12 protein-coding genes are annotated in these 12618 nt (G+C 69.9%); 5 read left to right on the forward strand and 7 right to left on the reverse strand.

The window, feature by feature from the left end; all coding sequences use genetic code 11:
• Nucleotides 1-334: 334 nt before the first annotated feature.
• From AB0O76_RS00870 to AB0O76_RS00880, 3 genes are all read left to right on the forward strand, one after another.
• Nucleotides 335-1591, forward strand: coding sequence for a DUF445 domain-containing protein (locus AB0O76_RS00870; RefSeq protein WP_365483493.1), 1257 nt, complete (start codon nt 335-337; stop codon nt 1589-1591).
• 44 nt (nt 1592-1635) lie between these two features.
• Entirely contained in the window at nt 1636-2565 is a 930-nt protein-coding gene (locus AB0O76_RS00875; protein WP_365483496.1) for a helix-turn-helix domain-containing protein, read from the forward strand.
• Between the two features lie 86 nt (nt 2566-2651).
• Complete coding sequence (locus AB0O76_RS00880) at nt 2652-3128, forward strand: hypothetical protein (protein WP_365483499.1); 477 nt, start codon at nt 2652-2654, stop codon at nt 3126-3128.
• A gap of 84 nt (nt 3129-3212) precedes the next feature.
• Here AB0O76_RS00880 and AB0O76_RS00885 read toward each other — a convergent pair whose 3' ends face one another.
• Nucleotides 3213-3515 (reverse strand): hypothetical protein, encoded by a 303-nt coding sequence (locus AB0O76_RS00885; RefSeq protein ID WP_365483501.1) that lies wholly within the window; start codon nt 3513-3515, stop codon nt 3213-3215.
• A gap of 204 nt (nt 3516-3719) precedes the next feature.
• On the opposite strand from AB0O76_RS00885, the gene AB0O76_RS00890 reads away from it, so the two are divergent.
• A complete protein-coding gene (locus tag AB0O76_RS00890) occupies nt 3720-4961 on the forward strand; it encodes an NAD(P)/FAD-dependent oxidoreductase (protein ID WP_365483504.1) in 1242 nt (413 codons plus the stop codon).
• A 33-nt stretch (nt 4962-4994) separates the two neighbouring features.
• Here AB0O76_RS00890 and AB0O76_RS00895 read toward each other — a convergent pair whose 3' ends face one another.
• Entirely contained in the window at nt 4995-5390 is a 396-nt protein-coding gene (locus tag AB0O76_RS00895; RefSeq protein WP_365484407.1) for a RidA family protein, read from the reverse strand.
• Nucleotides 5391-5546: 156 nt separating this feature from the next.
• Here AB0O76_RS00895 and AB0O76_RS00900 point away from each other — a divergent pair, with 156 nt between their 5' ends.
• The gene (locus AB0O76_RS00900; RefSeq protein WP_365483506.1) at nt 5547-6530 is read left to right on the forward strand and encodes a WYL domain-containing protein; all 984 of its coding nucleotides are present in this window, start codon (nt 5547-5549) and stop codon (nt 6528-6530) included.
• Between the two features lie 32 nt (nt 6531-6562).
• Here the strand turns inward: AB0O76_RS00900 and AB0O76_RS00905 are convergent, their stop codons facing one another.
• From AB0O76_RS00905 to AB0O76_RS00925, 5 genes are all read right to left on the reverse strand, one after another.
• Nucleotides 6563-7261, reverse strand: coding sequence for a DUF1963 domain-containing protein (locus AB0O76_RS00905; protein WP_365483509.1), 699 nt, complete (start codon nt 7259-7261; stop codon nt 6563-6565).
• Nucleotides 7262-8515: 1254 nt separating this feature from the next.
• Complete coding sequence (locus AB0O76_RS00910) at nt 8516-8740, reverse strand: hypothetical protein (protein ID WP_365483512.1); 225 nt, start codon at nt 8738-8740, stop codon at nt 8516-8518.
• Nucleotides 8741-8996: 256 nt separating this feature from the next.
• Complete coding sequence (locus tag AB0O76_RS00915) at nt 8997-9401, reverse strand: very short patch repair endonuclease (RefSeq protein WP_365484409.1); 405 nt, start codon at nt 9399-9401, stop codon at nt 8997-8999.
• Nucleotides 9402-9453: 52 nt separating this feature from the next.
• A complete protein-coding gene (locus tag AB0O76_RS00920) occupies nt 9454-10569 on the reverse strand; it encodes a DNA cytosine methyltransferase (RefSeq protein WP_365483515.1) in 1116 nt (371 codons plus the stop codon).
• 57 nt (nt 10570-10626) lie between these two features.
• Nucleotides 10627-12615 (reverse strand): DUF6339 family protein, encoded by a 1989-nt coding sequence (locus AB0O76_RS00925; protein ID WP_365483517.1) that lies wholly within the window; start codon nt 12613-12615, stop codon nt 10627-10629.
• Nucleotides 12616-12618: the final 3 nt, after the last annotated feature.

Raw genomic sequence — 12618 nt, forward strand, 5'->3', positions numbered from 1 at the left:
CCCGAGGCTCCGATGTGATCACCCCATGATGCGTCATGGGCCGTGAGGCGGCCGACACTGCCCCCCTCCGACCAATGAGACGCCGGGAACTTGTCGTCCGTTCCAGGAGTCGTCAGGAAGGGACGCGCTCGCCAGGAAGGGACGCGCAGAGATGGGGACAATGCGGATGAGGACGACGCGAACGGGCCAGGTGGATTGAGTGGATCGTACGGAACCATCGAATCCGGAGGATGCGGCAGAAGCGGCACAGGCGGCGGAAGCGGGCACTGGGCAGCATGCCCGCGGGCCGCGTCCTTCACGCGCCGCGGACGGCCCGGCGCGGGGCGGCGGCTTCATGTACAGCGCCGCCGACGAGGAGAAGCAGCGCGGCGTCCGCCGGATGAAGATCACCGCAACGGGCCTCCTCGTCTTCGTCGCACTCGTCTACGTCCTGGCGAAGTGGGCGCAGAACTCGGGCGCCGGAGCCTGGGCGGGCTATGTCGCCGCGGCCGCCGAGGCGGGCATGGTAGGCGCGCTCGCCGACTGGTTCGCGGTGACGGCACTCTTCCGCCACCCGCTGGGCATTCCCATCCCGCACACGGCCATCATCCCGAACAAGAAGGACCAACTGGGCGTATCCCTGGGCGACTTCGTAGGCGAGAACTTCCTCTCGTCCGATGTCGTACGCGACCGCCTGCGAGCCGTGGGCATCGGCAGCCGCCTGGGCGCCTGGCTCGCCGAGCCCGCACACGCCGACCGAGTGACGGCCGAACTGGCGACGGCGCTGCGCGGAGCGTTGACGGTCCTGCGCGACTCCGACGTCCAGGCGGTCGTCGGCGAGGCCATCACGCGCCGTGCCGACGCCCAGGAGATCGCGCCGGGCATCGGCAAAATGCTGGAGAAGGTGGTCGCGGACGGCGGCCACAAACGCGTCGTGGACCTGGTCTGCGTACGCGCCCACGACTGGCTGGTGGAGCACGACGAGTCGGTCATGGACGCGGTGCAGGGCGGCGCCCCCGGCTGGACCCCGCGATTCGTCGACAAGAAGGTCGGCGAGCGCGTCTACAAGGAACTGCTCCGCTTCCTCGCCGAGATGCGGGACATGCCGGAGCATCCGGCGCGCGGCGCCGTCGACCGCTTTCTCGCCGACTTCGCCGCGGACCTCCAGTCCGACTCGGACACCCGCGAGCGGGTGGAGCGCTTGAAGCGTGAGGTCCTGGGCCGCGGCGAGGTGCAGGACCTGATCGCTTCGGCCTGGGCGGCGGTACGCCAGATGATCGTGGCCGCGGCGGAGGACGAACGCAGCGAGTTGCGCCTACGGGTGCGGGCCGCCCTGCTCTCGCTCGGCGCGCGCATGTCGACGGACGCGCGACTGCAGGAGAAGGTCGACGGCTGGGTGGAGGGCGCGGCGGTGTACGTCGTCACGACGTACCAGAACGAGATCACGTCCCTGATCACGGACACGGTGGCGGGCTGGGACGCGGAGCACACGTCGAAGAAGATCGAGGCGCATATTGGGCGTGACCTGCAGTTCATTCGGATCAACGGCACGGTGGTGGGGTCGTTGGCGGGGTTGGTGATTTATACGGTTTCGCGGGGGGTGGGGGCGTGACGTCCCACAAGCTCGCAGTCCTCGTAAGACACGGAGTACTCCCCATGGAGCTCGGCCTGATCCACCAGCTCTTCGGCAACGCCCGCTCGCCCTCAGGAACCCCCCTCTATAAGCCCCTGACCTGCGCCATGACCCCCGGCCTCATCCGCACGGACGCCGACTTCCCCATCTACGCGGAACACGGCCCCGAGGCCATCACGACCGCAGACACGGTCATCGTCCCCGCCTCGCACGAGGAGGACGAGTCACTCCTGCCGGGCGCCCTGCCACCGGCCCTCGCCGCAACGCTCAAGTCCGCCACCGGCACCGGGGCCCGCATCGCCTCCATCTGCACCGGCGCTTTCGTCCTGGCGGCAGCCGGCCTCCTGGACGGCCGCAGGGCGACGACGCACTGGCTCTCCACCGACCTGTTCGCCCGCACGTTCCCGACCGTGACGGTCGACCCGGACGTCCTGTACGTGGACGAGGGCGAGGTCCTGACCTCGGCCGGCGAGGCGGCCGGCATCGACCTCTGCCTGCACATGATCCGCCGCGACCACGGAGCGGCGGTGGCGGCGGACGTGGCCCGCCGCAACGTCGTACCCCCACATCGCGAGGGCGGCCAGGCCCAGTACATCCGCCGCCCGGTGGCGGAACCCCGCACGGCCTCGACGGGCCGGGCCCGCTCCTGGGCCCTGACGCGTCTGGGGGAGCCGCTGACGCTTCGGGAGATGGCTGACCGGGAGTCGATGAGCGTACGCACCTTCAGCCGCCGCTTCCGCGAGGAGACGGGCCTCACCCCGATGCAGTGGCTGACCCAGCGCCGGGTCGACCGCGCGAGGGCGCTCCTGGAGGAGACGGACCACACGGTCGACCGCATCGCGACGGACGCGGGCTTCGGCACGGCGGCGTCGCTGAGGCAGCACTTCCAGGCGGGGCTTGGGGTGTCGCCGGGCGCGTACCGGATGACGTTCAGGGGAACGCGGGGCGTGTAAGGGGACCGGGTCGCCGCCAGCCCCGCCGTCGATCTGAGTACGCGTACTCTGTCCGCCCCACCGCCCCGCCCGGCAGCCTCGTACGCATGACGGCAAAGTCGATGCACATGAGCGCGATACCGCGCATACCGCACGGTGCCGCGGCGAACCTGCTGAGCCCGCTGCCGAAGCGCCCCGCGCTGGAGCGCTGGGCGACCCGCGTCGCGGGCGCCGCGCTGGCGGCCGCGGCGTACCTGGTCTGCCTCCCTTGGGATCTGCGCAATCGCCCCGAGACGCCGGGCGCGATCAACGAGACGTCACCGGTGTCGGCGCCGGGGGTCGTCTTCCTGGCGGTGTCGATGCTGGCCCTCGCGGCCTACTTCGGTTTCCGGGACCGCCTCGTCTTGGCGCTGCTCCTGGTGGCGGGACCTCCGGCGACCCTGATGTACGTCTCGTTCGACAGCCACCCGCAACCGGACGCGGCGGTGTGGCCGGTGGCGTGGGCGTTCTTCACGCTGGTGATGGGGACGGGGGTCCTGATGGTGGCGGGCTTCGCGCGGTTGTTCAGGGACAGCGAGGACTGAGCTATCCGCTCAGGGACAGCGGGGCGTGAGCTGTCCCCTTGGGGGCGGCGGCCAGGCCTGAACCCGCCGCCGCCCCAGCCCAGTTCATCCCCGCCGGTCCGCAAGCACCCAACTGGCAAGCCCCACACCCCCGGCGACCCCGAAGACCGCGGGCCACGCCCCGACCTTCTTGGCCAGCGGATGCGACCCCGCGAAGGCGGCGACGTACACGGTGCTGAGCGCGGCGGCGGTCCTGCCGCCCGCCTTGGCCTGCCACTCCTTCGCGGCGGCGGCCCCCGCGGCGGCGAGCACGACGCCACCGAGCGGCCGCTTCTTCGTCCACCGAGCGACGGCGAACCCCCCAACAAGCCCCGTGGCGGCCACTGCTGCTGCCGGTACCTTCGCCATGCCTGCCTCGCTTCCGTTGTCCGTTGCTTCCGGCCGATACGTCCTCAATACATCTGCGGCCGAGGCTAACGCGCCGCCCGGAAAGCCTTGCGGCGAGGGCCCCTGCCCCACATAGGTTGGTGAGGGCGCACGCCGAGCCGCCGAGGCGCTCCCGCAGCGCATGAGAACAGCAGGGCCGCACCCGACGAGGGACCGATAGCAGAAATGACCGCGCGAACCCCCACCCGCGCCCGAACCGCCCTGGTCATCGGGGGTGGCATCGCAGGCCCGGTAGCGGCGATGGCGCTGCACAAGGCGGGCATCGAGGCAACGGTGTACGAGGCGTACGACTCCAGGCGGCGCGTGGGCCCGAGCCCCGGCATGACGATCGCCCCCAACGGCCAGCAGGCCCTGTCCGCGATCGACGCGGCGGACGTGGTGAGCGAGATCGGCACCCCGGTGACGTCAACGTCCTTGCGCAGCTGGACAGGCAGGCACCTCGCGAGCCTGACCCCACACCCCGACCTTCCGCCGACCCGCTTCGTCTGGCGCACGGACCTGCACGAGGCGATCGACGAGGAGGCGGCACGCCGCGACATCCCCATTCACCGGGGCAAGCGCCTGCTGGACGCGACGGACACCGGCACGGGCGTCACGGCCCGCTTCGCGGACGGCTCGCTGGCGAGGGCGGACATCCTGATCGGCGCGGACGGCCTCCGCTCGACGGTCCGCCCCCTGATCGACCCCTCGGCCCCAACTCCCCACTACAGCGGGACACTTACCTTCACGGCGAGGGTGACGGAGGCCGAACTCCCCTCCACCTCGGGCGTATTGCATCAATGCCTGGGCAAGCGCGCGTACATGACGTACCAGATCTTCGACGACGGCTCGGCGGTCTGGTCCGCGACGCTGCCCCACCGCGAACCCATGACGACGGCGGAGACCCGCGCGGTGGACGCGGCGACGTGGCTGAACCGCCTGACGGAGGCGTTCACGGACGACCGCACAGCGGCAACGGAACTCCTCAAGTCCACCCCGGCCCCCGCCCTCCTCATCACGGGCCCCACGGAGAACATGCCCCCACTCAGCACCTGGAGCCGAGGCCGCATGACCCTGATAGGCGACGCGGCGCACGCAACACCCCCCACGTCAGGCCAAGGCGCATCCCTCGCCTCGGAGAGCGGGGTCCAACTGGCCCGCTGCCTGCGGGACTTGCCCCCTTCCAAGGCCTTCAGGGCATACGAGTCCCTACGCCGCCCCCGAGTGGCCCGCATCCTCAAACACGCCACGTCCACGCCGACATCCACATCGGCCGCGGCCCGCACGGCGTCCCCCAAGCCGGCGGGCCCGCTGACCCGCGCGCTCCGGGACGCGGTGCTGCCGATGGCGACGAAGGTGGGAGCCGGTTCGGTATGGGGGACTTGGCAGTTCGACCACCGCATCGACTGGGAGGAGCGGGTGGACTAGGGCGGCCCCCCGGAGTCGTCGTCGAGTCGGGGATCACGCGACGGCGGTGCCCTCCAGCTCGACCATCTGGCCGGGGACCGCAAGCCGGGTCACCCCGAGCATCGTGCTGGTCGGCGCCACCTCTGCGGCGCCCAACCGCCCCGCCAGAACGCCGTAGTGCGGAAAGAGCAGCTCGACGTCGGTCGTGTAGACGTTGAGCCGGACGAGGTTGGCGAGAGACATGCCGGCCTCGCCGAGCACGGCCTCCAAGTTGTCGATGCTCAGCGCCAACTGCGCCGCCATGTCCCCGTCGTGCTGGGGTTTGCCGTCATCGCTCATCGCGGTCTGCCCCGAGACGTACAGGGTCCGGGTGTGCCCGGAGACGACCTCACCCTGGTTGAATCCCAACTCCGCGGACCAGGTAACCGGGTTGACCGCAGTTCGCTCCACTGTCACGTCAGCTCCATTCGCTTCTTAGATTCATTGGGGGACGTACGTCCATCGCCTCGGTGGCGTTCGGTGGCCACCGGCTGTCTCGACGTCCCGTGAACGAGCCTCGCAACTAATCACGACATCCTTGGTCACGTATCTCGCTAAAGTTCCCGCATGCGCGCCGACCGTTTGGTGTCACTGGTGCTGCTCCTGCGCCAGCGCGGTCGGCTGACTGCGGACACGCTGGCCCGTGAGCTGGAGGTATCCACCCGCACTGTGCTGCGCGACATCGAGGCGCTGTCCGCGGCTGGCGTCCCGGTCTACGCCGAACGCGGGCGGTACGGCGGTTTCGCGTTGTCACCCGGTTTCCGGACCGAGCTCACGGGTCTCAATCACGACGAGGCCCTCGCCCTGCTGACCGCCGGATCGGGTCGCGGGGAGCAGACGTTCGGCCTCGGCTCGGCACTTGCTTCGGCCATGCGGAAGGTGGTCGACGCGCTGCCCGAAGGCCACCGGGTCACCGCTAGCGACGCGGTCCAGCGATTCCTCGTGGACCCGGAGACCGACCTGCTCTCACGCAGGCAGGCCACCGGGGAGGCACCCGACACCACCGCCATGTTCGAGGTCAGGCGCGCGGTGCTCGCCGGCCACAAGCTGCGCATCCACTACGCGGCCACGGGCCAGGCGCCGCAGTGGCGCACGGTGGACCCGATCGGCCTGGTCACCGTACGAGACCGGGGCTACTTGCTGGCCACGAGATCCGGCGCGGACCGTACGTACCGCCTGTCGCGGTTGCTGGCCGCAGAGGAACTCCCCGAACCGGCACAGCGACCGAACCGCGTAGATCTGGACCGGATCTGGCAGGAACGCTCCGCGCGCTTCCTCTCCGACAGCGACCACATCACCGTGCTGATACGCGTGAACCCGACACGACGCGAGGAGCTGCTGGACACGGCCCTGGCAGTTCGCGCGGAAGACCCCGTCCCCGACGCAGAGGGCTGGCTGTGCCTGGAGGTGACCTTTCAGGACCCCCGTCACGCCGAGTGGGCGCTGTGGCAACTCGGCACGGACGCGGAGGCCCTGACGCCGCAGTCGCTGCGCACGGCCTTGCGTAACCGGGCGGCAGAGATGGCGACCCGCTACGGCGCCTCATCCTGAGGGCGGCGCATGGGGAGAGCCCGCCACCCCATTCACGAACAGTCTGAGTGGTACCGGAAGGGCATGCCGGGACAGCCGTGCCCGCAGACGAAGAGATACATGCCACCCATGTCGCCGAGCATGATGCCGGGCGCGCACTGCAGGGCGTTCCGCTCCTCGTAAGGAAGCTCAAACACGCTCCACCCTCCGTCCCCCGCGCCGGACCGTTCCTCGACAGGCACCCAACGCCGCCAGGAAGCCCCGTCGAACTCGGCGCTCTTGATGGTCACCAGATGCCGCATACGCTGCCCGCACGGGCCGGGGCAGGTGGGCCAGCAAGGCTCCTGGGTCCAACTCGGATAGCCATCAACCTTGATGCCGGGAGCAACGCTGAGATGCGACCAGTAGGCGCAAGGACTCCCGTCCTCCTCGGCACGGTCCTCCATCTCCTCGAACGTCTCCTCCAGGTCCTCGGCCAGCGCGTCGTCGAGATCCCAGTTCGGATACTCGACCACACGCTCGGGGTGCAGCACGCAGGGATCCGGCAGATAGTCGCCATGGGCGCCAACGGGCCGCGGCGGCTCCTCGACGAGCGGCACGCACCGCGCACTGTCCCGCCAGAAGATCTCGGGCCGTGGTACGTACCCGGCGTCGTGATCGAAGGGACACCACACAACTTGCAGTACGTCACTGCCCTCAGGGAAGGGCAGTTCGGGAACGTCACGCGCGTACAGCTGAAGCACCGGCACCATGGCCTGCGCATCGCCATCGTCGGTGGGCGCGAACCGGGTCCGCGGATGCGAGTCCCCACAGCGAGGCCAGGCATCCGCGGCTGGCCACAACAGAGGCCCACCCACGGAACTGTCCCGCGGCCCGGGCTGCCCCCGCCGAGGATGCAACCGCACGGCTTCGCGACGCAGGGGCGCGATGGCGGGAAAGAGGGCCTCGACGTCGAGCAGGGGCGGCGGGGTGGTGCGAGACGCGCACGACTCGCTCTCGGCGGCAGACAGGGGTCCCCTTGGCACGACGGCTCCTTACACAGGCGATCAATGACGGAATTTAACGAAAGAGGGAAGCATCCAAGCCCAACGCTTGTGCTCGAAGACGCCCGAACGCAAGCCGATGGCGCGTGAGCGCTGGTTTTGTGGAGGTCAGGGGGCTTCGGTGATCCGGCGGTGTGTTCGCGCCGGGGCCGCCCGGTTGTCCCGAGGTTGACGGTTCCGGGCCGGGAGTCAAGGGCGCTCCGCGTCGGCTGCGCCGATTCCGCTGCGCTCCACCCTTGACACCCACCCCTCCACCGCGAGAAGCGTGATGACCGGGCGGCCACGAAGCGGGGCTCACGGGGACTGGGGGATGGGTCATCCGGCTTTCCTGCCGGGTGCGGACTGGTTCGTTGCAGCGCACCCGGTGGGACGGGTGGGAGGGGTGCGCGGTCCGCTCGGGGATGGGTCCCGGCTTCGTCAAGCGTCTGACGACCGGCCCGAGCTGGCTGACTGGCTGGCTGGGGGTGTGGGTGACCTACTTCGGCAAAGTTGCGTTTGCCTATTGCGTGCGCCCCCCTTGCGCCAGAACGCAACTTTCCCAAAGTAGGTCCCCCACCCCCCCGGCCGCCGCCCCCCCAACTCGTGGCGTGTGACGGCCACTTCGGAAGCTGCGGTCACCCCGGTAGATCCGGTCGGCAGACGCTTGACGAAGCCGGGACTGATCCCCGGACCGGTTGCGCACCCCTCCAGCGGGCGATGCGCTGTACGGACAAGTCCGCACCCGGCCGCGAAGCCGGATGACCCATCCCCCAGTCCCCGAGAGCCCCGCTTCTCGGGCCGCCCGGTCGGCGTTCACCTGCGGTGGAGGGGTGGGTGTCAAGGGTGGAGCGCAGCGGAATCGGCGGAGCCGACGCGACGAAGGAGCGCCCTTGATGGCCGGCCCGGAACCGCCAACCTCGTAACAGCGGGCGGCCCCGGCAACATGTCCATCACCGGGTCGCCGAAGCTTCGCCCCAAGTGACGTCAGGCAGACGAGACGTCCCTCAGGGTCCAGACGAATTCACCCCAGGCGTACGGCCGGACGGCGATCACGTCTTCACCTCGCCGCTTCGAATCACGTACGAGGACCCTGTGTAGATCAAGGGCCTGCGCACGAAGGTAATCGCACGCCAACTTGTATCCCTCGAGCTCCGTTGGCCTCTCCATGAAGAGCCCGTAGTCGAGGAGATCCACGTACACCACGTCCAAGTCCTGGCTCTGGCCGAAGAAGCGCGAAGCTCCCCACCGCGGCGGCGTGCGCACCCGCCTAGAACGGCAGTATCTGGACCGTCACTTGTGGCGTCTCAGCCAGTTCCAGCAGCTCCTGCCGCTTCATGCGAATGTCGACCATGTGCTGCGCCTCGCGATCGGCGCAGCCCAGCTCGGAGGCACGTCGAACCAACCCGGTTCGCGGTCGATCGGGATGCCTGGTTCGGGAGCCGGTGGCCCTGCCGCCCGGGACCGGTCATTGGCTCCTGGGCGCAGAGCGCCCGGCGTTCTTCGCCGATCGGAGCGCCGCGGTCACCTGGGCGGCCACCTGTTCCGGCTTCTCGTGCTCCCAGAAGCGGAGGACGGTCCAGCCGAGGGATTCGAGGTGGGCGGTGGTCCTGGTGTCGCGCATGGCGTTCTTGTCGATCTTCTCGCGCCAGAACTCGGGGTTCGACTTCGGGAAGGTGGCGTGCTCGGGGCAGCCGTGCCAGAAGCAGCCGTCGATGAAGATGGCGACGTGAGGTCCGGGGAAGGCGATGTCGATCGTGTTGCGGACCATTCCGGGCACGGGTCGCTGTAGCCGGTAGCGGAGGCCGGCGGAATGGAGCAACCGACGGACGGCCACTTCCGGTTTGGTGTCCCGTGACCGTTGCTTGCTCATGCGGGCGGAGACGGCGCGGGACGAGGGGGTCGGGCGTGAGGCGGGCACGATCTCAGTGTGCGGCGTCGACCTCGGCCTCGTCACGGACCGGCGGGGACCAGGCGGCGAGGGCCTGCCACACTTTCTCGCCCGGAGCCGCCAGGCCGAGAGCGGCGCTGAGGACGTGGATGCCGAGACGGGGCGGAACGGCATTGCCGATCTGCTGGGAGACGTCGCCGCCGGACCAGGGGAACCGCTTCGGGAAGGTCTGCAGCTGTCCCGCTTCGCTCGAATGCAGCTTGCCGAGATCGCTCTCCGCCGCGTCGTCGGTGACGATGCGGTTGCGGGAGACCTTGCCGGTCACCGTGGCCGAGGGTTCGCAGGAGCGGCGCCTGCCGCGGAGCCTCGGATTGCCGCCGGTGCCGTAGTTGGAGACGACTCGGAAGGGGACGGTGCGCTCCGTCAGTACGTCCTCCATGGCCACCCAGCTCTGGAGCACGAGATCGCCCGCCGGGCGTGGGGCGCCCTTGCGGTAGCGGTGGTGTGTGGGAGTGGGGAGGGCCGCCGTGCGCCCGTCACGGCGGGCGACGAGGATTGCGCGGCGGCGGGTCTGCGGGACGCCGAAGTCCTCGGTGTGCAGGATGCCGTGGGCTACCGAGTAGCCCTCATGGGCGAGGGCCTCGCCGTACGCCTTCCAGACGGGCAGGGCAGCGGGCACCTGCTCAAGGACGATGGCGTCGTATGGGCGGAGCTCGTCGTCGTCGATGGCGTTCAACGCCCAGCGCAACGGCTCCAGGACAAGCCCTGTGCGCTTGTCGTCCATCTCGGCGAGGTCGGCGTCGATGTTGGCGCGTGTGTCGCGGTCGACGAGGCGCTGCACGAACTTCAGCACGTCGTCCAGGGCGCGGCGACCGGCCCCGGTGCCGGCGACCGTGAAGCTCTGACAGGGTGGGCCGCCGGCTAGGACATTTGCCTCGGGGAAGTCCGCAGGACCGTAACTCCGCACGTCGCCGTGGATTGTCCGGAGTCCCGCCGCGGCACGTGTCGTGACTGCATTCGCGTCCCATTCGATCCCCAGGGAGGGGATTCCAAGGACCGTCGCGGCCATGTCCAGTCCGCCGGGGCCGGCGAAAAGGTCCACGATGTGGAAACCCGCAGGTGGGCGCTGGTGAGGCAGAGCGACGGTCATGGTGAGCGAGTTTATCGGTGATGACGGGGTGAGGAGGAAGCCGGAGTACCGGTCACGTCAGGCGGTCCGGAGCGCGGCATGGATCGCGCGCCCCAGCGCCTCGCCGACAGGAGGCGGGGAGGCGTGGCCGACCTGGCGGTAGCGGGCCGTCTTGCGTCCCGCGAAGGCCCAATCCTTGGGGAAGCCCTGGAGCAGGGCGGCCTGCTCGACGGTGAGCGCCATCATTCCTTCGCGGCCCAGGGCCGGGTTCCACTTGAAGTAGGGGCCCGGCGCCTCGTCGGCGACCGTGCCGCCGTCCACGCCGATGCGGGCCCAGACCTTCTTGGAGCCGGTCGGTCCCAGGTCGGCGCCGCCGCGTTCCCAGGAACCGCCGACGAGGGTGGGAGCGACATCGGTGGCCTGTGCCGCCCACTCGGCGGCGCGAGGCCAACCACGGGCTGCCATGGACGGGCCGAGCGCCTGGCCGACGCTGATCGGAGGTTCGGGAGAGTGCGGCGGAATCCGGAACGCCTCGGCCGCCGAGGTGCTCGCGAAGGCGAGGAGGATGCCCTGTTTCCGGTCCTGTGGCACGCCGTAGTCGGCGGCGTTGAGAACGAACCAGCGCAGGGAGTAGCCACTCGAGGACAACTCTTGCTGCACGGCCTCCCGGAGCGGTGCGTACGTATCGCTCGTGACCAGATCCGGCACGTTCTCGATCAGGAGGGCGCGGGGACGCAGCAGCCGGGTGAAAGCGAGGGTGGCGTGGAAGACGGCCAGCTCGTGGTCGTTGCCGCGTTCGCGGGCGACGGCGGCTGCAGCCTTCAGCCGGGGCAGACCGCCGGAGATCAGGTCGATTCCCGGCACGCCCGGTTGCTGAAGGACCGAGGCTGGATCGAGTGTGCTCAGGTCCGCCTCGTGCACCCACCAGGCAGGTCGGTTGAGACGCAGGGTTTCGAGGGCGACGGGGCGGTTGTCGATCAGCAGGACGGGGTCGAAGCCCGCGCTTTCCAGGCCCAGCGCGAGGCCGCCGGCACCCGCGCACAGCTCCAGGGAGGTGAGGCGACGGGTTGGGGATACGGGTGGTTGTGCTGTCACCTCGAAAGGGGCGAACAGATCGTGTTCGGGGCTGAGTACGGGTTCTGGCGGGATCGCGTGTGTGGGTGGGGGTTCTGGCGTCGCCGGCTGCGCCTTGTCGGGCCACAACGCGGCGGCTGCCGCCTCAAACGGGGCGAGGAGATCGTGTATGGGGCTCTGTACGGGCTCTGATGAGATCGCGGGTGTGGGTACGGGCTCCGCGATGGCCGGCCGCGTTTCCTCGGGCCTCAACGCGGCCACGGACTCCTCGGCCACGGCGCGCAGTTCGGCCTGCAACTCGGTGTCGTCCAAAGCCTCGAAGATGACGAAGGGGGCGAGCCTGAGGAGCCGCTTGAGGAAGTCGCGCAGCACCTCGCGCTCGGCTAGGCCGCGCAGGTCGACTGCCGCCCATGCGTGGAGGATGTTGCGTACGAGATGGGGGCTGCCGCCGAGAGACTTGCGGCGGGCATAGATCTGGTCGAAGGCGGCCTCGCCGAGGATGTCGAGCGCCGCGTACGGCTCGGGGGCCGCCGGATCGCGGACGAGATGCGCGCGCCACCACAGGCGGCCAAAGACGTGTCGGGTGAGGTCGCTGGCCATCACGCGGTCGCCGGGCGGGCGCGGGTAGCGCCAGTGTGCGACGTCCGGGAGCACCACGAGCGCGAGAAAGGCCCAGACGTCGCCGGACGCGGCTTCGGCCGGCATCAGGTCCATCTCGGTGTGCAGGAGCGAGGCCAGGTCGAGGTCGAAGCGGGCCCGGGCCGCACGGGAGGGCTCCTCGGGGAAGCCGGCGCGTTCGGCGACCTCCAGGACACGGGCCCGCAGTTTGCGCAGTTGTCTCTCCTCGATCCGGTCGCCGCCGGTGGCGACGTAGACCGCGGACTCGTGGCGGTACGCGACATGTTCGGCCAGGTCGCGAGGGGCCATCTCCTTGTACTGCTGGTGGAGCGGCCTGGCCTGTCCGGCAAGGAGGCGGGGATAGAGGAGAGCCATGGA

The organism is Streptomyces sp. NPDC086554 (genome assembly GCF_040686095.1).
GTDB lineage: Bacteria > Actinomycetota > Actinomycetes > Streptomycetales > Streptomycetaceae > Streptomyces.